The following is a 19842-nucleotide window of genomic DNA, read 5'->3' as shown; positions in this document are numbered from 1 at the left end:
GATGGTACTTAATAAATCACCCTAAGCATCTTTTGGTTTTAGGAAATTACCATCAATAATCAAAAGTTGCACACTATCTGCCGATACCGACCGATGCGAACTTAAATCGTCAGAAACCACATAAGTCATTCCTGCGGTAAGCGCGAATGTTGTTCCGTCTTCCATTTCACTTATAAAACTACCTGTTAAACAATGCACAATGTGCCCCTTCTGGCACCAATGGTCAGCAAGATAACCTGCAGAATAGCTTACCAGCCTGATTCTTAAACCATCAAAATTTAAGGTTTGCCAGGTCGCTGTACCCGTTTCGCCCGGATATTCTACTTTTTCTACATTGTTCCAATCTATATTGGTAAAGGGAATGGTGTACATGGTTGTTTAATGATTAAATTAGTAAGGTTGAATCGGATGTCGAGGTCACCCTAGGCGGCTTCTGCTGTTAGTGGTACACTTGGTTTTCTTTTCAAAATGAGTGCAGCAACAAGCGAGACCAATATGCCGACAGGTAAAATTTCCATATAGGTAAATAATATTACCATTATCGGGTTTTTATACAATTTTTGATTAACAGCAAGATCTTTAGCTTTTTCTGCAAGTTCCGCTGCTGATGCACCACTGGCTTTGGCTTCTTTCATCGCCTGAGCTACATATCTATCCATAAAATCTGGCATGAATACATAATAATCAATTAACCATACCAAAACGTAAATGGTGGAGGCTATTAGACTGATGTACAATCCGATTTTAAAGGCTTTGCCAAAAGTGATCAGGCCATCGTTATATTGATCACGATAGTTTTTTATGCCCACAAAAATAAAAGAAAATGCCAACACCATAGAAGCATAGCCAATAAGCATGCTGTGTTCCAGGTTCGGGTCGCTATAACATCTTGCCATAGAGAGTACCATTAAAACGGATACAATTAAGCCAGCGATTAATCCGAATACAATTACGTTCTTTTTCATCTGTTTATAATTTAAGAGGTGTAGACCACAAAATTGCTCTGATTATTTATATTAACCCTCATACTTTAGGGTGATTTTTAAAAATCAGAAATATTTTAGTACTTAAGTACTAGCCCTCTATGGAATAATACTGAGTTTTTTAGCTGTTTCTATAGCTTGTGTTCTGCGCTTTACTTCTAGTTTTTCGAAAAGCCTGGCATTGTGTGTTTTGATGGTATTTAGCGAAACGAATAACTTTAATGCAATTTCCTGGTTGCTCAGCCCTTCGGCCATAAGCTGTAATACTTCTAACTCTCTTTTACTGATATTAAGCCTGATAAGTTCTTTTTCGTTGAGGATAAATGTTTCTCTTTTGGTGAAAATCTCCTTCTCAATTAATATGGTTTTAGGTTTGGTTAATTTAAGCGCCAGCCAAATGCCTAATGCAGTAAAAAGAACGGCTATTGAACCAGCATAAATTTCGAATGCATGGTTAATGATGATAAAACGAAGCTCAAGCCACTTTAATAAAAAAAGCAATGCAGCTAAGAAAACCCCATAAAGGATGATGCTTTTGTTTTTACCCAGAATATTCGAAGTGCCTGCCATTGGGATGATCCTTTGATCAAAAATAAGGAATTTAGTTTGAAGTGTGGGAGACCAAATTCTTGCCATGGAAACACAGGAATTTCCTCGGTTCGTTATTCTGAATTCATTTCAGAAGCTATTAAGAAGGTAATGAAATTATTGAGCATATTACCTGGTGAACCTGGTGCCTTCCTTTTTGCGCTTTGAGATTAACGCAATTATTCTATTATTAATTTAAGTTTTCATCAGATGCCGTAATTTTCTGGTGACTTAGCTAAAAGAAAAGCAATAAAGATTATAAATTAGCGAAAAATATATAAATAGCTATACTCATGAAAATTACGCTTTATGCACTCTTACTTTCCGTTGCTTTATTTGGCTGTGGTAAATCAGAAAAAGCCTACAAGGCCAGGCCATTTGCTACAACTGACGATTTTAACGTATTCCCTAAATCGAAGAAAAATGTACTTACGATCGTAAAAACAGATTCGGGTGCTTTAGCAACAGCCGATCGCTTTGCCATACAATACAAAGATACCACTATCGTTATTGACGACGCTCCAAATGCTGCTGCGCAGAAATTTCTGGTTGCATCATTCATCAATACACAAAAAACTGCCGTATTGGTTCAGGTATCGAACGAAACCGGTAAAATGGCCCCGTTTTATATCATTTCTGTTAACGATGGAAAAACCGAAGTGGTGAGCCTGAATAAGCCATCAAAAGGTGCTGAAGATAAAAAATATACAAATGGGCTAGAGGAATTAACCCGTAGCAATATTTTGGTGAATAACGATTTCTTTATTACGACTATAAATTCAAGGGTTTATCCGGTTAAAAGACAAAATCCTGATGAACGTATCCAGGGGAAATTTTTTATGTACTCTAGTGATAAAACTACATTAGCCTTTTTAACCGCTAATTCTTTGTACCAGGTAAATACGGCAACAGGCGAAACTTTTAACCTGCCTTTGCCAGCAGCATTAACCAATGAACCTGAAACCCTTGTTGGAAATATTCAGAGAGATTACACCTGGGTAACGAATGCAAACGGGACTTCTTTCTTAAAGAAAAGTGCCGATGATGACCGCATTGTAGATATTAAAGAGTTTAAACATTAAGATTTTTTTAAAGTTTTATTGGCTAGGATTATACTATGTTTTAACTCAGTAAAAATTGTTGTCGATCTGAGGTAATTTATTGTATAAAAATCAATATAAATTACAAGAGAATCTAAAAGAGGTGAGTCGATTAGGTGTATCGTCATTTCGACCGTAGTGGAGAAATCTTTAATTTGATTTTAATAACACAGTTAAAAGATCTCTCCACTCAGCTGTGCTTCGGTCGAGATGACGATCTTTCTATTGGATTTTGTAAATTTGAGCCTGTCGAAGATCTTAATTGTTGAAACAAAAAACTTTGTCCTTCGACAGCCTCAGGATGATAATATTTGCGTTTCCTTAAGTAAATCCCAGTTAAATTAAACCACCATTGTTCTAAAGGTTAGGTTTATCCTTGGTTTATTTACTTTTTTGGTTGGTGGAAGGCGATGCAGCCAATTGGTTTGCGTTTCATCTTTCATCACCAATAAACTTCCGTTTTCTAAAAATAAGGTTACCGTTTCTTTAGTTTTTTTGTGTTTGAAAAGAAATCTTCTTTCTGCACCAAAACTTAGTGATGCAATGGCAGAATCTTTTGCTAAGGCTTTTTCATCATCACTATGGTAGGCCATTCCCTCATCACCATTGTGGTATAAATTAAGTAAACAAGAGTTAAATGCGGTGCCTGTTTGCTCCTCTGAGATTTTTTTTAACTCCAGTAATTCCTTTGTCCAAGGTAAGGCCATTTTCGATTTATTGGAGTAGGTATAAGAATAGGCTTCATCTCCATACCAGGCTACCTTTCTTTTGGTGATAATGTGTTTGCCCATAATAAAGGCTTCGTCGTTCTTCCATTCAATCGTATTCATCAGTACATCGAAATAATGATCGGCTTCTGAAACCGGGAATAATTTGCCAAAATAATTTACTGTTCCGCCTTGTGGAAGCAGATTTTGGTTAGTATCTATTGTAGTGTTGAATAAATCCATTGTTTATATGCTGTTTTTAAGCAATGCCCACACGGACGGTAACCTTGTTGAAGCGCTTCTTCTACAGAACGAAAAAATACGCGGTTTTCTTTCTTCATCCGCTTTCCCGATCTGCATTTAAGGAGCCCGTAAATCTTCAACCTGGCATTTCCGCCGAAGCAAATATCTTTGTTTTTAATATGCTTTTTTAATTCTTCTGTTGAAATATCGACATGTTTGATCACGCAGATTTAGGTATTGGTTTTTGCTGCTTCCCAACCAATCATGGCTGTTTTTCGGTTCACTCCCCAATGGTAGCCGCCCAAAGCACCGCTTGATTGTATTACCCTGTGGCAAGGAATGAGAAAGGCTACCGGATTATCGCCGATTGCAGTGCCCACCGCTCTTGATGCATTTGGGTTTTGCAATTGTTTGGCAATGTTACCATAAGTGGCTAATTTGCCCATAGGGATTTTTAATAAGGCTTCCCAAACTTTTAACTGGAAATCAGTGCCTTTTAAATGTAGTTTAATCTGGTGTAATTTGCTCCAATCGTGACTGAAAATATATAAAGCATTTTGCTGTTCTTTATCCAATATTTGCTGATATTGAGCTGCTGGGAATTGGCGTTGCAGATTTGCAAATGCCATGTTTTCGTCGTCGTAAAAAGCGATATGACAGATTCCTTTTGAGGTGCCGGCTACAATAATATTACCGAACGGACTTTCTGCAAAACTATAATTGATATGAAGGTTTTCGCCGCCATTCTTATAGTCGCCAGGTGTCATGCCTTCAATGTTTACAAAAAGATCGTGCAGTCTGCTGGTTCCCGATAAGCCGGTTTCCAATGCGGTATCGAATAAACTTTGGTTTTCTTTCAGCATTCCTTTGGCGTAACCAATGCTAATGTATTGCAAAAAACGTTTAGGGGTAGTACCGGCCCATTCGCTAAATAATCTTTGGAAATGAAAGGGGCTTAAATTTACTTTATCTGCAATTTCTTCTAAACCAGGCTGTGTTTTAAAATTCGCCTTGATATAGCTTATGGCTTCGGCTATCCGATTGAAATTGATTTCTTCTTGTGCTTTCATGGTCTTGAATAATTTATATCCAAAAGTAGTTTGGAAAGAAACGGCAAACTACCCGAAACTTGCTAAGTTTATCCGGGATTTTAAAATCCTGTTTATTTAATTCCGTTGCCAATTAATTTCTTCGCCCTTGCAAGATCGGTATTTCCATTGATGTCTATCTGAAGAAAATAAGGCGTTTGCCACTGTTGGGTTTTCCCGGCCTGTTTACTGGTTACTAGATCCCAGGGAGGATAAACCCTGATCCCTCTTTTACCTTCTATTCCATTTTTGGTAATAATTTTATGTTGTGCCAATATGGCTTTTGGAAAAATGAACTGGCCAGATCGGTCAGCACCATTAGCTGATATTATTAATAGGTCAAATTCATCCTGGTCATTAAAAGGTGCGGTAATTCCAGCTTCATCCCGTTTCCATATAGTTACAAATTGACCAGTCTTGGTTGGGGTAATTTTAGAAAGGCGATGTTTGATTTTTAACCCGTTTAATTCAAAAGTACAGGCTGCATATTCCTGACTTTCACTTTCTATTTGCAGGTTATTTATTTGATAATCTAAAGGGCTGTAAACTAAATTGGATGCAGTTAGTAATATAGATGATATTTTGTCTATGGGACTTTCTTTTGGCGGCATGCTGGCTAATAAAATAGGTGATGAAAGAAATTGGACAAGAACAGGGCTTGCGTGTGATTAATTTTTTTGTAAAAAAAATGCACTGGTTTTAGCTTGTTAACCAACCAAGCCTTTATTGTTCTTCGATGATCGATTGCCCTTTCGATTTATCTCCCGAAGTCCACTGCCAGGTTTCATGGAGTCTGATTTTGCCATTGGCTAATCGTTCTGGCTTTGAATGGCAAATCCCGGTCATTAGTTCTCCTTGATTATTTACCTGGTGATAGCGCATTTCGATGTTACCGCTTTCATCAACTAAGCCAATTAAATGACCGAAAATAATTTTTCCTCCTGTATATTCAGCAGTCAGGATATTTCCTGTTTGTTTATATTTAAAAATGGTTTCATTTGACGTTTCACCATTTTCTGCATTGCTGGTGGGTTTAAAGAATTTGTTGTTATAGTTTATCATAAGCTGATAAATCTAACCAACTCCTGCTGAATAAAAAAATCATACGATTAGCCCTTTACAATTTTAGGTGTTTAATCTAGTGATAAGTTAATTGTATAATGGTTATTAATTTCCCGCTGATCACACAGATTAATGCAGCGTAAATTACAAATCAGCACTTTTTTGCGAAATTTTCGGGAAATTATATGCGTCTTTTATGCTGAACATAACACTAGCAAACCAAAATTAAACTAGGCCAGCCAAAGCTTTTCTTCCCTTTTTACCAGCAGATAACTGTCTTCACTTAAAATCAAATAACCGTATTCATAGCAGAAAAAGTAGGTGTTCCCGTTCTGGGTTTTATAACTATAAGTATGGTATTCAAAATTAAAGCCTAATGAAATTAGCTTTTTACTGGTAACCTTTGTTTTACCATTTGGATTAAGCGCAGCAAGGATAGCACGATTCTTTTTGAGTATGTTATTCACCCTTTTAATCACGAGATTATCCTCAATCTTTAAACGATTGTTGTAATTGTTGCGACAAGCGTCATCGCAGTATTTTTTATCGGCCCTTCCTCTAATCAGGGTTCCGCAGTCTAAACATAAACGTTCCATAATAATTCTTTTTTTATTATGGGATGATGATCTAATTTATAAAATAAAATGATGAAATAAAAAAATATAAAACCTCGCCTTGAGGCTTCAAACGCATATTTTCCGTGTATAAACGTTTATAAACGACTATAAGTGTTTACCATCCGACTAATTTTTGACGCAGTTTACAATTTTGTCCTGTCGGTTATCGAGGTGATGACTGTTCGTTAAACATTTAGAAACTTAAAATTTAAAGATCATGGAAAGTGCAGTTAACAAAGTAGTATTGAGCGGATTTGCAGGAGCAGATGCAGAAATTAAAACATTTGGAAATCAAAAATTAGCAAGGGTTAACCTCGCCATAAACGAAACCTATAGAAATTCTGCAGGTGAGGAAGTGAAAAAAGTACAATGGTTTAATTTAACTTTCTGGAATGCAAAGGCCGAAATTGCCGAAGCTCAGGTTAAAAAGGGTACAGGCTTAACTGTAGAGGGCAGGTTACAGGCTAATAGTTATGATGGTAGTGACGGGAAAAAGCGTTATTCAGTAGACATCGTAGTTAGCGATGTGGTCATTAGGGAAAATGAAAAACAAGTAGCCTTTTAGCCTGTGGAATAATCGCATCATGTAAATGTTCGATTTATATGATGCGATTTAAAGATTACAATTTAACAGAGAGACCCATGTAAAAATTAATTCCCGGGGCTGGGTTAAAATACCTTCCATTTGCGGCATTTAAATCATTGCCTAAGCTGTAATCAGCATTTAGTAGATTGTTTAAGCCTGCAAATAAATCAAGACGGGTTCTGCTTAACTTTAGGTTTTTTATTCCTGCTTTTACTTCAAGCAGATGGTACCTTTTGGAAAAAGTAGTATTGGCATCATTTAGCGGAATGGCAGAGGTGTAGTTGTGTTGCGCAAAGAGGTAAAGTTCTTTCCTGAAGTTAAATTCGATACTATTAACCCATATATTTTTTGGAACACCGGTAAGTTGGTTACCCGCATAATTGTTATTGCCGCTTACAAAGTCTTCGAATTTAAACTGGCTCCAGGTGTAATTGCTTCTAAGTTGCAATCCTGTTAGCCATGAAGTGTTGTTTTTGATAATCCATAAGGCTGTTTCCAATTCTATGCCATCTTGTTTTGTGCCGCCAGCATTTATAAAATATTCAGCATCATTTTGATTTAGCCTTCTTACAATAGCATTTTTTAACTGATAATGGAATATATTTCCGTTGGCGTAAAAGCGGTTATTAGCTGTTTTATACCTTAGCCCCAGTTCATAATTCCAACCCAATTCTGCCTGCAGGTTATTATTGATATTGTTATCAGATGACCTTACTTCTGCAATGGTAGGCGTTGAATAACCTTTACTTACCGAGGCCCTAATTGAGAAATCGTTTGAAATTAAGTAAGATAGCGCAGCCTTGGGCATAAATTGGGTGTTAAATTTACGCTCTTTTGTAGTAATGATTACAGGGAAGTAGCTTTCATAGTTGTAGCTAAAGAAGTTTAAACTCGATGCAAGTTCGATCAGAAATTTATTGTTGATATCAAAGTTTAATCTAACATAAGCAAAATCCTGCTCCGCTTTTAAGCGGTCTGAAGCCTGCATTGCGGTAGCCTGCCCACCATTGTTATTAAAGTTTTTAATCTGACTTTTGGTGGCAGAACTTTCTAATCCAATTTGAGCATTAAATTTAATGTCTTCTTTTGCCTGAGCGTATTCTAAAAATGTTCTTAATCCAAGCGTACTTTCGTAGCGCTGTTCGTAATTGGTAATAAAGGGATTCTTGAAATCGGTATAAGAGGTGAATAAAGCAATAACATGTTTTAAATGCTGGCTGATCTGATAGGAATTAGATATTCCCCCGAAAATAGTTTTATTGTAAATGGCAGCTTGCTGCGAAATGGCCCCAGGTAATGTTGGTGTTGCCGGGCGGGCCAGTTTAGGATCTTGATCCAATTGCGCAGCCGTTAATCCACCTGGTGTTTCGTAATTTAAATCGCTATAAAAAGCAAAAGCCTTTAAAATCCCGGCATTGCTATAATTCCATTGCTGCAAAGTTTGAAAATATTTTCTGTCCATTGCACTGTTTTGTCGATACCCATCACTTCTCTGATACCCTTCGCTAAAACTGAAACTGTACTTTTTATATTGCTGTATGATTGATGCCGTTTGATGGAAGAGACCATAGGAGCCGCCAGTAGCTGAAATATTAATTTCGTTGTGGTTTATGGTAGGAGGGTTGATTAAAATAGCACCACCTGTGTTTGCACCAAAAATACTGGCTTCAGGCCCCTTATAAATTTCCATCATACCTACCGCAGAAACATCTAAGGCATTTAGGTAGGTATTTCCACCAGCATCAGTGAGAGGGAAATCATCGATATAAATTTTAATATTTCGAATGCCAAAAGGAGACCGGAGTAAACTGCCACGAAGCGATAAGCGATAGCTGCCTGGCGAACGCTCTTCCATTCTTACGCCAGGTACCGTGTTTAAAGTACTCACTAATGAACTGCTGGGTTGATTTTTTATTAAGTTACTATCTATCAGGTTTACAGCCGATACCGATCTTAGTAAGGTTTGGTGATTATAGTAACCTTTTACGGTAATTTCTCCGAGTTTTTTTACGGAATCGGGTTTAAGGGTCTGCGCTAAGCCAGTAAAAGAAAGTAGGGTAAAAAGTAAGGTAAAGTTCGATTTCAAAGTGAAAAGGGATTAGTAGTTTAGCCACAAACCGGCAGATAAATTTACTGCATATTCTGCTAATCTGGGGCTAATTACAAATTATTTTGCAGCTACCTTCCAGATCACACCACTAACATCATCGGCAACCAATAAGGCTCCATCAGGCGTTAGGGTAACGCCAACCGGGCGACCATAAACTTCTGCCTTATCCTGGTCGGCGATAAAACCAGTTAAAAAATCTTCAGGTTTTCCGGTTGGTTTGCCATCTTTAAAGGGTACAAAAGCAACTTTATAGCCAGAAATTGCCGATCGGTTCCATGACCCATGCTGACCAATAAATGCACCGCCCTGGTATTTTTGTGGAAACTTGCTGCCTTTATAAAAGGCCAATCCTAATGATGCGGTATGCGCACCAACGGCAACATCAGGAGCAATGGCTTTTTTAACCATTTCGGGTTTTTTGCCTTTTAAGCGGGGATCTTCATTTTGGCCATAATAGGAGTACGGCCAGCCATAAAAAGCACCTGGTTTAACACTGGTAATGTAATCTGGAACCAGATTATCGCCTAATCCGTCGCGCTCGTTAACAGCTGTCCAAAGCATATTTGTTGATGGTGCCCAATCTATCCCTACAGGATTTCGCAAACCACTGGCATAAATTTTTTCTCCGGTCCCATCAGGATTTATTTCTAATATATTGGCCCGTCTTACTTCATTTTCCATTCCATTTTCTCCAACATTACTGCCCGATCCAACGGTAATATAGATTTTACTTTTATCGGTATTAGTAATCAGGTTTCTCGTCCAGTGGTTGTTGTATCCACCAGCCGGTAGACTCAGGATTTTTTTTCCTGTAGCCGTGATTTTAGTATCGCCGGTTTTATAGGGATATTGCCATAAGCCATCAGTATTAGCCACATAAAATGAATTACCGATAATCAGCATTCCGAACGGTTGGTTCAGGCCATTTAAAAAGGTGGTAACGGTTTCGGGTTTACCATCATTATTCTCATCGCGATAGAGAAGAATGGTATTGGCACTTTTTCCTGGTACTTCTGATTTTGCCTTGCCCGTTACTGCATTGACGACTGCTTCTTTAGTACTTCTTTCGGAGTTGGAAAGTGCTACGAGAACATCGCCATTTGGCGCGATATAGGTATTGCGCGGACTTTTAATATTGGCTGCAAATTTGGTTACTATAAAGCCTGCTGGTGCAATAGGTGTTTTTCCATCGGGCCAGCCAATTACCTTGCTAAATTTATTTTTAGCGGCATTGGTATCTGGAGCAGGTAAATCTATTGCTCCGGTTTTGGTAGTCACGGTTGTATCTTCTCCCTGTTTTTGTGAATTAGAATTGGATTGGCATCCAAAAAGAACGGCAGTAGAAAGCATTGATACGTATAAAATCTTGTTTTTCATGTCAACTCGTTTTGGTAAAGGATTAGTTTTAGAAAATATAACAGAGATTGTGGACAGATGTTTGCTTGACGCAGAATTACGCAACCATGAAAAATAATAAAAGGAAGGTACCCTGGAGTACCTTCCTGGAGAGCGCATATTATTTTCCCCGGTTCAATGCTATGATGATAACAGGGAAGTACTTTTATATAATTCTTTTAAAATGGAGATGTTGCTTGACCAATAAAAATCTGATCACCGAAAAGAGGATTCACTTTTAAGGTTATGAGAGTAGTGCAAAGGAATTTGAGCATAGATTTCCAGTTGTTAATTTGAAAACGATTAGTTAAAACTAAATTACAGTATTACACCTAATTTTTTAGTTAAATTTTGTTAAATCGTTTTTAATCAAGCCTGGATTATTCCTGGTCTTTATTTAACCAGATTTTCCTGTAGTTTTTTCTCGATGTCTTTAGCGTTTAATATCAGCGCAGAGAATTGTGGATCTGATTTTACCAGTAAAAATTTTCCGTTTGGAAGGATGATTGCTGAGGTTCCGCAAGAAGTAGCCTCTTTAAATAATAATTTTCTAAGAAAACCTGAATCAGTTTCTATTTCTAAACCTTTCGATTTAACCGGACTGAAACTTTTTCCTTCCTCCCGATATTGGTAAATGGCAACTTTTGGTCTGGCCTCGGCTTTTTCGAGAATATTTTTTTGAAAGGTCCATCTTACATTATTCAGGAACTCTACGTTCTGATAGCTAAGGTCTTTCCAGCAGTCGTCTTTATTGAAATCGTATTTGATGATAATGGTATCTTTTAAGGCAAGTCTTTGGTTTTCTTTTAAAAAAAGATGCAGGGAATCTACTTGCGCATCAGTTAATGTTCCTGCCTGATAGCGTTTGGCTTCATCCACATAGAGTTTTGGCGAACAGCCGTAAACAAAGATGGAAAGAAGGAGAAGGGTAAATAATTTTGACTTGATTGGGGTGATATTTTTCATTATGCGAGCGTTAATGTCGAATTTCCTGATCAAATTTAGATTTTCTGATCAGGAAAGTTCTTAAAAATAAATTTATAACTAAAATTTTATCAGACAATACTTTTCAGTAGATTAATCGTCATCTTCGGAGCAACGCGGAGTGGAGAGATCTATACTTACTGGATTTCTCGACTTCGTTACACTCCGCTCGAAATGACGACCGCGGGATTAACTCAACCTTTCAAAATCTTCGCTTTCTCCGTATCAAATTCTTCCTGAGATAATATTCCGGCATCCAATAATTCTTTCAGGTCTAACAAAGCCTGTTTTTTCGCAGCCATATCATTTTTTACTGGTTCAGCACTGCTTTCTGCAGGGGCAGTGTTTTTAACTGGTTGAGAAGCAATATTGGACGGACCGAATTTTAACAAGAGTTCTGTAATTTCATTAAAACCCTTGATATTCGAATAGTCTATTGCTTTCTGCTCTTTCACGTTCACCACTAAGGGATCTGCCGAATTTTCCAATAAGAATTTAACTGCATCTTTTTTACCATTGGCAGCCGAATAATGTAAAGCGGTATTTCCGCTTTCATCCTGGATGTTCACATTCGCACCTCTTTCTATTAATAGCTTTAACATACTTAAATGGCCGCTTTTGGCTGCTACATGCAACATGCTTTCGCCCCCGTAGTTGTAATTGTTATCGAAAGAAAAGCTTGCCGAAATGGAAATGTTATTGGCGGTTTCTACCCACTCAAGGTACGAATACATTGAATCGTCATTGCCTGAAAGCGGTTTGGCATAATTTACATCTACACCATTGGCTAAAAATAAATCGACAATTTCTTTCTGGTTATTGGCGCAGGCATACCAGATTGGGGAGAGACCATCTTTTGAAGAAACGAATACATCAGCTCCTTTTTCTACCAATGTTTTAGTGAGCATGCGGTTGGCATCATAACAGGCAATTAATAAAGCCGATTCCCCAGCATGATTAATGTGATTGATATTTCCACCTTTTTCGAGAAGAAGCTCAACCATTGGTGTGTTTTTAGATTTAACCGCAAAAATTAATGGTGAATCGCCATGTTTATTGGTGGTGTTGATATTGGCGCCAAATTCTAATAATTTGTGAACAATTTCTTTGTTCCTATAGCTCGCAGCAATAAGCAAAGGGGTTTCCGCCTTGTTATTTTCATCGTCAACTTCAAGGCCTTGATCGAGCAGTTTTTCTAGCACTTCAATCTGCCCGCTTTGTGCAGTAAGGTGTAATAAGCTATTGCCTTTAAAATCCTTAATGTCAACTCTAGCACCTTTATCTAAAAGAAACAGTGCGGTTTGTTTCTGTTTTTGCAAACAGGCAAAGTATAAAGGGGTTTCGCCGGCATGATCTTCGTAATCTAAAGCTGCCCCACGATCTATTAAAATCTGTACAAGATCTAAATACCCACGGTGGGCAGCATAATGGAGTGCTGTTCTGCCTTTTTCATCTGTATATCCTACCTCTACCTCTTGGTTGGCCAATAAAAGTTCGGCTATTTTGCGCTTGCCACTTTCGCAGGCAATTATAAATGACATCGACATATATTAAGATTTTTTCATGAGCAGTTCAACGGTTTTTATTTTCAGGTTATCGTCAGAGGCCAGCATTAAAGCGGTTTGATCCTTATCATTGGTTAAAGCAATATCTGCTCCATTTTCGATCAATAGTTTTACTTTACGATAAGTTTCTTTGGCTTTTTCTACTTCGTAATTTACATTATAGGCGCAAACTTTGTGCAACAGTGTATTCCCTTCATTATCGGTTCTATTTACCTCTATCTGTCCGGTTTCAAAAACAGCCTGTAAAATATCAGCTTGTTTTTCGGCAATTACATCCAGTGGTGTTTTATCAGCGCCATACCAGGTACCGGCCTGATATAAATCAGCACCGTCATTAAGCAGTTTTTTAAGAAAATTACTCCCACTTTCACTGTTCGACATCATCCGTACATATTCGAATAAAAGTGTTTGACCGTTTTTATTAACCTGATCGAAAGCTGGTGAAGCAAAATCGCGTAAAGTGTCGTAAATCTGTTCGCTTTGCAGGTGCGCCACTGCATAAAAGAAAGCTGAATTTCCATCCCGGTCTGTATGATTGGGATCTGCACCATTTTCGAGCAGGTGAGCAATTAAATTTTTCTTGTTAAATTTTATGGCGGTAATTATTGGGGTTTCCTGCACTACATTACCTTCATTAATATCTACTCCCTCGTTTAGGAGAATATCGATATATCCTTTAAGTAGATTGGTGGTCTGCTCATCGTTTAGGTTATAGCGGCGGAAACTGCTTTTCACTACCTGATGGATGTAGTTTTCTTCTGCATTGTTTTTGAATTTAGTACTGCAGCCCACATTGATACAGGCTTTGATTACTCCTAAGCTAACCCCATTTTCGAAGAGGTAACCTAATAACGTTTTGGTGTTTACCTCATCATTTAAGTTATCGAAATGAGTTATAAATTCATTGAAAAATGCGATATCTTCATCATCGTTGCCAAGGTTCCGAACAATAGCCTGAAAAATACTTTTGTCAAAATTGTCGAATTCGTAAATATCGGTTTCGATGGTTTTATCTTTGAGCATCATGTTTAGGATTTCATATTGTTTTTCTCTAACCAGGTTGTCAAAAATCGATGATCTGTGATGTTCTTGTAAGCTTTTGGAGAGTTTTTCGCCGTTCTGCATGAGATTTTTGGCCTCTTGGAATTTGCGGGCATTTAACTGTTGATCTAAGGTAGTTTCGGTCATTTCAATTAAAATATTTAAAATAGATAGATATATGGCTTTAGCGCTACAAAAGTTTAGCCAAAGAAAAGGTTAGTGAAAAAAATATAGATCTTGAACTAAAAACAGATAAACCCATACCTTATTATATTGCTGCTTATTTTTTGGAAAGCAATTGTTGTGTCCCATCGGTTAATTTCTTCCTGCTCTACCTTCTGCCATGAAAAATGGCATCCGTTCGATCAGGTTTAGTTTAGTTAGTTCTGTGCAATTGGGTTGGGTTTCTGTACATGGCCCTAAGTTTGGAGAGCAGGACTAAATTAAACATAGCAGATGACCTTGCGCTCCAAAACAAATTCCGTCATTAATATTTTACTTGTCACCTAAAAAGTAATGCCACAATTCAAACCATAAATAACATTACGATGTTCCTTAATTCATTCGATTATTTTATCTTTAGGCGATTTTAAAAAGATCGGTTTACAAACCTGAAAATTGATCTGATCGTTAACCTTAATAAGCAAAATCAATATAAACATGTCAAATACATCAAAAATTATCTACACCAAAACCGATGAGGCGCCAATGTTGGCAACCTACTCACTTTTACCTATCGTACAAGCTTTTACCGCATCAGCTGGTATTGATGTAGAAACCAGAGATATTTCTTTAGCAGGAAGAATTTTGGCAAACTTTCCTGAGTATTTAAAAGACGATCAAAAAATTGGTGATGCTTTAGCAGAGCTTGGTGCTTTGGCTACCACTCCAGAAGCTAACATTATCAAATTACCAAATATTTCTGCTTCTATCCCTCAACTGGTAGATGCAATTACGGAGCTACAGTCGCAGGGTTTTGCCATTCCAAATTATCCTGATAATGCACAGAGCGACGAAGAAAAAGCAATTAAAGCTAAATATGCAAAAGTTTTAGGCTCTGCTGTAAATCCGGTTTTACGTGAAGGTAATTCTGATCGTAGAGCACCTAAAGCCGTTAAAAACTACGCTAAACAAAACCCACACTCAATGGGTAAATGGTCGGCAGATTCGAAAACCAAAGTGGTGAGTATGACTGAAGGCGATTTTTATGGTTCAGAGAAATCTACAACTGTGGCTGAAGCAAGTCAATTTAAAATAGAATTTGTAGCTGCTGATGGTACGGTAACCGAATTAAAAGGTTTATCGCCACTAAAAGCAGGCGAGGTGATTGATAGTTCTGCATTGAGCTTATCTGCTTTGAAAACTTTCGTAGCCAAAGAAATTGCGGAAGCTAAGGCAGCAGGCGTTTTATTATCTGCGCACTTAAAAGCAACGATGATGAAGGTTTCTGATCCGATTATTTTTGGTGCCATTGTTGAAGTTTATTTCGCAGATGTTTTTACTAAATATGCTGACCTTTTTAAGGAACTTAACATTGATACGAGAAATGGTTTAGGTGATGTATATGCGAAAATTGCAGGTAATGTTAAACAGGCTGAAGTTGAAGCTGCTTTGGCTCAGGCTATAGAAAACGGACCAGCTTTAGCTATGGTAAACTCTGATAAAGGAATTACCAACTTACACGTACCATCAGATGTGATTGTTGATGCTTCTATGCCGGCAATGATCCGTACTTCGGGACAAATGTGGAATAAAGAAGGTAAAGCACAGGATACGATTGCTTTAATTCCAGACCGTTCTTACGCTGGTGTTTATACTGCAACCATTGATGACTGTAAAGCAAATGGCGCTTTTGATGTAACCACGATTGGTTCGGTACCAAATGTTGGTTTAATGGCTCAAAAAGCTGAAGAATATGGTTCACACGATAAAACTTTCCAGGCTACCGATGCAGGGATTATCCGTGTTACCGATGCTGATGGTAAAGTGTTTTTCGATCAGAAAGTAGAAAAAGGCGATATCTTCCGCATGTGCCAAACTAAAGATGCACCAATTCAGGATTGGGTAAAATTAGCCGTGAACAGAGCGCGTTTATCTGAAACGCCTGCGGTTTTCTGGTTAGATGAAAACAGGGCACACGATAGAGAAATCATCGCTAAAGTAAATACTTATTTAAAAGATCACGATACTACTGGTTTAGACATCCGTATCCTTGCGCCAATAGAAGCGACTAAATTTACTTTGGAGCGTATCCGTAAAGGTTTGGATACCATTTCGGTTACCGGTAACGTATTGCGCGATTATTTGACAGATTTATTTCCGATTTTAGAATTAGGAACATCTGCTAAAATGTTATCTATTGTGCCTTTAATGAACGGTGGTGGTTTGTTCGAAACCGGTGCTGGTGGTTCTGCCCCAAAACATATTGAGCAGTTTATCGAAGAAGGTTATTTGCGTTGGGATTCATTAGGTGAGTTCCTGGCACTTCAGGCTTCTTTAGAGCATTTATCTCAAACACAAAACAATACAAAAGCGCAGATATTGGCCGATGCTTTAGATGAGGCTAACGCTAAATTTTTGGCAACCGATAAATCTCCAGGTAGAAAATTAGGTACTATCGATAACCGCGGTTCTCATTTCTATTTAGCTTTATATTGGGCTGAAGCTTTAGCTGCCCAAAATAAGGATGCTGATTTGCAAGCAAGATTTGCACCATTGGCTAAAACTTTATTAGCAAACGAAGCGAAAATTAATGAAGAGTTAATCGGATCTCAAGGTAAGCCTCAAAACATTGGCGGTTATTATAACCCTAACGATGAGTTGGCAAGTAAAGCCATGCGCCCTAGTGAAACCTTAAATACTTCTTTGGCTTCTTTGTAAGCTAAATTTGAGTTGTCAACTTTATAATGCTTCTAGTATGGAAGTTGACAACTCTTAAAATATTTTGGCGTCCTGATATAAAAATCGGGACGCTTTTTTTATGAAGAATAGTTTTAAACCAATATGGGTGGCCAATAAAGATTGTTCCATTTTTACTATTTTTTGTTTTTGGAAAGCAATGCCTGTGCTGCTTAGGTTCTGCCAGCCCGTCCTTTGCTTAATCCCGATAAAAATAACGTTGAAATAATAATATTAATAAATCGGGATAACGCTGTCGGTCGCCCGCCTGCAACGGGCAGGTGTTTATTTTACATCCGATAGTAGTACTGTATGAGCTACCTAAACCCGATCAAAGCGGGATGCCGATATTTTCAATCGGCAGAAGCGGGAGCGGGACTATTATAACCCAAAAGCTTCTGCCACTGCTTTTCTAATTAATAAGGGAAATGTTTTTTGTTTTTTCCTTAACTTAATAGTGTTGGGGGCACGCCCAAATAATAGTAATATTCTATCACCAAAACAAACCTTATCCGTATCAGTTTGTTATCTTCATATAAATTATAGGAGACCCATATCATGGCAAATAACGAGAATAAAGGATCGCAGGATAAAATACATAGTACTACAGAGAATAGCGAAATCAATAAAGAGAATCTCGCTTATGATGAAAATAAGCAAAGTTACGAGTTTGATGTAAAAGGTACCGATAAGGATTACGACCACCCGATGGGATATGAAACGGTTGCTGCAGGTGCAAAAGATGACGATTCGACTTACGATGAGGCTAATCCTTATGTTGGTGATGAATACGCACGTAATGAAGAAGTTGCCGAAGATAATCTGGAAGAGTTGGGCATGCACGTGGATAACGGAGAGAGTGTAAAACTAAGTCCGGAAGATGAAATTCTTGCCCGCACTCCCGAAGATAACCGTGATGATTTAGATGAAGAAGGTTATCCGGTTAACGATACGCCTAAGATCAGTTAGCAGTTTCCAGGCTGTAGTTTTAGCCTACCGAGAACTGAAAGCTGTGAAATGAAAACTGACTAAGGATTGATATCTAAATTAAATCTCCGGCGCAATTCATCAAGCTTTGGATTTTTGTTTACCAGATAATCATACTTTTCGCGGTTGCCGTAAAGCCTGTTTTCTATCTTGCGCTCCATTAATTTATAGGTTACCTCAACACCAAAGTTCCGGAGCTCGTTCCGTAAGAAGTTTAAAAGCTCAACAGATTCTTGTTGTACGAGATGTTCTTGCGTTTTACTCTCTACCGAAATTTCGATCAGCTCAGGATTTAAAAGTGTTGGCGCAAAATTATTTAAGATTGTGAAGAGGTTAATTTTGTCGGTAGCTTTAAGTTTTTGCGTAAAAGCACTCCAAACCTCCAATAAACGATCATAACTAAATGCTTCACGTGCATCGCCGGTAACTTTCTTTGGTCCGTCATCATCATCTCCCCGGGCTACACGTTCCAAATCGTTTAATGAAGGGATAAGGGTACTTACCGCGTTTACTTTTGGAATATTGATGCTGATGGAAGTTGCAGATGGTGGCGGACCAACCTTAGCGGTTTCCTTAGGTTTTTCTTCTGTAGGAATATGAGGTAAAACAGCACTTTTAGCAATAGGAGCTACAGCCTGAGCCGTATTTTCGCTTTCTGTATTTGACTTTGGTGTTTCTGCCTGTTCGGCTACGACATTAGTTTTTTTTTTATCCTGATCTACGTCAGTTGCTGTGTTATTAGGGCTTAAAGGCTGTTGTGCTAAATTGACGACCGACCGGATATGGCACATTTTAATCAGCGCCAGCTCTACCTGTAAACGTTGGTTTTTAGAATTCTTGTAATTTAGATCGCAGGTATTGGCCAGGTTCAATGCCGTTAACAAAAACGATAATTCTGTTTGCCTGCACTGATCAAGGTATTTTTGTTTAATGTTTTCGCTAACTTCTAACAGTTTGATGGTTGATGCATCTTTACCCACCAATAAATTACGGAAATGTGAAGCAAGGCCATTTATAAAGTTATTGCCATCGAAACCGTTATTTAATATTTCGTCGAACAGGAGCAGGGTTTGGCTAACTTCTGCTGCGGTTAAATAAGAGGTAAGCTTGAAAAAATAATCGTAATCTAAAATATTAAGGTTATCGATTACAGCCTTATACGTAATGTTCTTGTTTGCATAACTGGCAATCTGATCGAACATCGAAAGTGCATCACGTAGTCCACCGTCTGCCTTTTGGGCAATAATGTGCAAACCATCACTTTCGAAAGCAATATTTTCGCGTTGTGCAATGGTTGATAGGTGACTGGCAATATCTTCTACCTGGATACGGTTGAAATCAAAAATCTGGCAACGCGATAAAATGGTTGGCAAGATTTTATGTTTCTCGGTTGTGGCCAGGATAAAAATAGCATAAGAAGGCGGTTCTTCCAGTGTTTTCAAAAAGGCATTAAATGCACTTTGCGATAACATGTGAACCTCATCGATGATATAGATTTTATATTTTCCGGCTTGTGGCGGTATTCGAACCTGCTCAATTAAGCTACGGATGTCATCAACTGAGTTGTTTGAAGCGGCATCTAATTCGTGAACATTAAAAGAATGCCCGTTCTGGAAAGAAAGGCAGTTGTCGCATTGGCCACAAGCTTCCATTTCTGCTGTAAGGTTGGTGCAGTTAATGGTTTTTGCCAGGATACGTGCGCAGGTTGTTTTACCCACTCCACGAGGCCCGCAAAATAGAAATGCCTGGGCAAGCTGATTGTTTTTAATGGCATTTTTTAACGTACCTGTAATATGCTGCTGGCCAACAACGGTTTCGAAGGTGGCTGGGCGGTATTTACGGGCAGAAACGATAAAATTTTCCATCGGCACGAAAATAGGAAAAATTT

General features: G+C 38.0%; 19 protein-coding genes. 4 read left to right on the top strand and 15 right to left on the bottom strand.

Annotated features, from left to right (window positions below; translation table 11 throughout):
* Positions 1 to 21 precede the first annotated feature (21 nt).
* From QF042_RS21205 to QF042_RS21195, 3 genes are all read right to left on the bottom strand, one after another.
* Complete coding sequence (locus QF042_RS21205) at positions 22 to 372, bottom strand: DHCW motif cupin fold protein (protein WP_307532096.1); 351 nt, start codon at positions 370 to 372, stop codon at positions 22 to 24.
* 50 nt (positions 373 to 422) lie between these two features.
* Positions 423 to 965 (bottom strand): DUF4199 domain-containing protein, encoded by a 543-nt coding sequence (locus QF042_RS21200; protein ID WP_307532095.1) that lies wholly within the window; start codon positions 963 to 965, stop codon positions 423 to 425.
* A gap of 117 nt (positions 966 to 1082) precedes the next feature.
* On the bottom strand, positions 1083 to 1619 hold the full coding sequence (locus tag QF042_RS21195) for a response regulator transcription factor (RefSeq protein ID WP_307532094.1): 537 nt from the start codon (positions 1617 to 1619) through the stop codon (positions 1083 to 1085).
* A 245-nt stretch (positions 1620 to 1864) separates the two neighbouring features.
* On the opposite strand from QF042_RS21195, the gene QF042_RS21190 reads away from it, so the two are divergent.
* Positions 1865 to 2653, top strand: a complete 789-nt coding sequence (locus QF042_RS21190; RefSeq protein ID WP_307532093.1) for a hypothetical protein — start codon at positions 1865 to 1867, stop codon at positions 2651 to 2653.
* 359 nt (positions 2654 to 3012) lie between these two features.
* On the opposite strand, the gene QF042_RS21185 is transcribed toward QF042_RS21190, so the two are convergent.
* From QF042_RS21185 to QF042_RS21160, 6 genes are all read right to left on the bottom strand, one after another.
* Complete coding sequence (locus QF042_RS21185) at positions 3013 to 3621, bottom strand: alpha-ketoglutarate-dependent dioxygenase AlkB (RefSeq protein WP_307532092.1); 609 nt, start codon at positions 3619 to 3621, stop codon at positions 3013 to 3015.
* Positions 3597 to 3845, bottom strand: coding sequence for an Ada metal-binding domain-containing protein (locus QF042_RS21180; protein WP_307532091.1), 249 nt, complete (start codon positions 3843 to 3845; stop codon positions 3597 to 3599). The genes QF042_RS21185 and QF042_RS21180 overlap by 25 nt, the downstream gene beginning before the upstream one ends.
* A 6-nt stretch (positions 3846 to 3851) precedes the next feature.
* Positions 3852 to 4691 carry a methylated-DNA--[protein]-cysteine S-methyltransferase gene (locus tag QF042_RS21175; protein ID WP_307532090.1) on the bottom strand — a complete coding sequence of 280 codons (840 nt, stop codon included), beginning with the start codon at positions 4689 to 4691 and terminating at the stop codon, positions 3852 to 3854.
* Between the two features lie 92 nt (positions 4692 to 4783).
* Positions 4784 to 5320, bottom strand: coding sequence for a MepB family protein (locus tag QF042_RS21170; RefSeq protein WP_307532089.1), 537 nt, complete (start codon positions 5318 to 5320; stop codon positions 4784 to 4786).
* A 112-nt stretch (positions 5321 to 5432) separates the two neighbouring features.
* Complete coding sequence (locus QF042_RS21165) at positions 5433 to 5771, bottom strand: n-acetylglutamate synthase (protein ID WP_307532088.1); 339 nt, start codon at positions 5769 to 5771, stop codon at positions 5433 to 5435.
* Positions 5772 to 6001: 230 nt separating this feature from the next.
* Positions 6002 to 6367 carry a hypothetical protein gene (locus QF042_RS21160; protein ID WP_307532087.1) on the bottom strand — a complete coding sequence of 122 codons (366 nt, stop codon included), beginning with the start codon at positions 6365 to 6367 and terminating at the stop codon, positions 6002 to 6004.
* A gap of 238 nt (positions 6368 to 6605) precedes the next feature.
* On the opposite strand from QF042_RS21160, the gene QF042_RS21155 reads away from it, so the two are divergent.
* Positions 6606 to 6953 (top strand): single-stranded DNA-binding protein, encoded by a 348-nt coding sequence (locus tag QF042_RS21155; protein WP_307532086.1) that lies wholly within the window; start codon positions 6606 to 6608, stop codon positions 6951 to 6953.
* A 55-nt stretch (positions 6954 to 7008) separates the two neighbouring features.
* Here the strand turns inward: QF042_RS21155 and QF042_RS21150 are convergent, their stop codons facing one another.
* From QF042_RS21150 to QF042_RS21130, 5 genes are all read right to left on the bottom strand, one after another.
* Positions 7009 to 9060 (bottom strand): TonB-dependent receptor, encoded by a 2052-nt coding sequence (locus QF042_RS21150; protein WP_307532085.1) that lies wholly within the window; start codon positions 9058 to 9060, stop codon positions 7009 to 7011.
* 81 nt (positions 9061 to 9141) lie between these two features.
* A complete protein-coding gene (locus QF042_RS21145; protein WP_307532084.1) occupies positions 9142 to 10461 on the bottom strand; it encodes a sorbosone dehydrogenase family protein in 1320 nt (439 codons plus the stop codon).
* A gap of 411 nt (positions 10462 to 10872) precedes the next feature.
* The gene (locus QF042_RS21140; protein ID WP_307532083.1) at positions 10873 to 11445 is read right to left on the bottom strand and encodes a hypothetical protein; all 573 of its coding nucleotides are present in this window, start codon (positions 11443 to 11445) and stop codon (positions 10873 to 10875) included.
* Between the two features lie 212 nt (positions 11446 to 11657).
* A complete protein-coding gene (locus tag QF042_RS21135) occupies positions 11658 to 13004 on the bottom strand; it encodes an ankyrin repeat domain-containing protein (protein WP_307532082.1) in 1347 nt (448 codons plus the stop codon).
* A gap of 9 nt (positions 13005 to 13013) precedes the next feature.
* Positions 13014 to 14216, bottom strand: coding sequence for an ankyrin repeat domain-containing protein (locus tag QF042_RS21130; protein WP_307532081.1), 1203 nt, complete (start codon positions 14214 to 14216; stop codon positions 13014 to 13016).
* A 513-nt stretch (positions 14217 to 14729) separates the two neighbouring features.
* On the opposite strand from QF042_RS21130, the gene QF042_RS21125 reads away from it, so the two are divergent.
* Positions 14730 to 16949: an NADP-dependent isocitrate dehydrogenase gene (locus QF042_RS21125; RefSeq protein WP_307532080.1), complete on the top strand. Its 2220-nt coding sequence runs from the start codon at positions 14730 to 14732 to the stop codon at positions 16947 to 16949.
* A gap of 576 nt (positions 16950 to 17525) precedes the next feature.
* Positions 17526 to 17936: a hypothetical protein gene (locus tag QF042_RS21120; protein ID WP_307532078.1), complete on the top strand. Its 411-nt coding sequence runs from the start codon at positions 17526 to 17528 to the stop codon at positions 17934 to 17936.
* Positions 17937 to 17995: 59 nt separating this feature from the next.
* Here QF042_RS21120 and QF042_RS21115 read toward each other — a convergent pair whose 3' ends face one another.
* Positions 17996 to 19819 carry a DNA polymerase III subunit gamma/tau gene (locus QF042_RS21115; RefSeq protein WP_307532076.1) on the bottom strand — a complete coding sequence of 608 codons (1824 nt, stop codon included), beginning with the start codon at positions 19817 to 19819 and terminating at the stop codon, positions 17996 to 17998.
* Positions 19820 to 19842 lie beyond the last annotated feature (23 nt).

Origin of the sequence: Pedobacter sp. W3I1 (assembly GCF_030816015.1) — a bacterium.
GTDB lineage: Bacteria > Bacteroidota > Bacteroidia > Sphingobacteriales > Sphingobacteriaceae > Pedobacter.
Note: the sequence above shows the minus strand (reverse complement) of the source record. Positions and strands in the feature narration are given on the sequence as shown.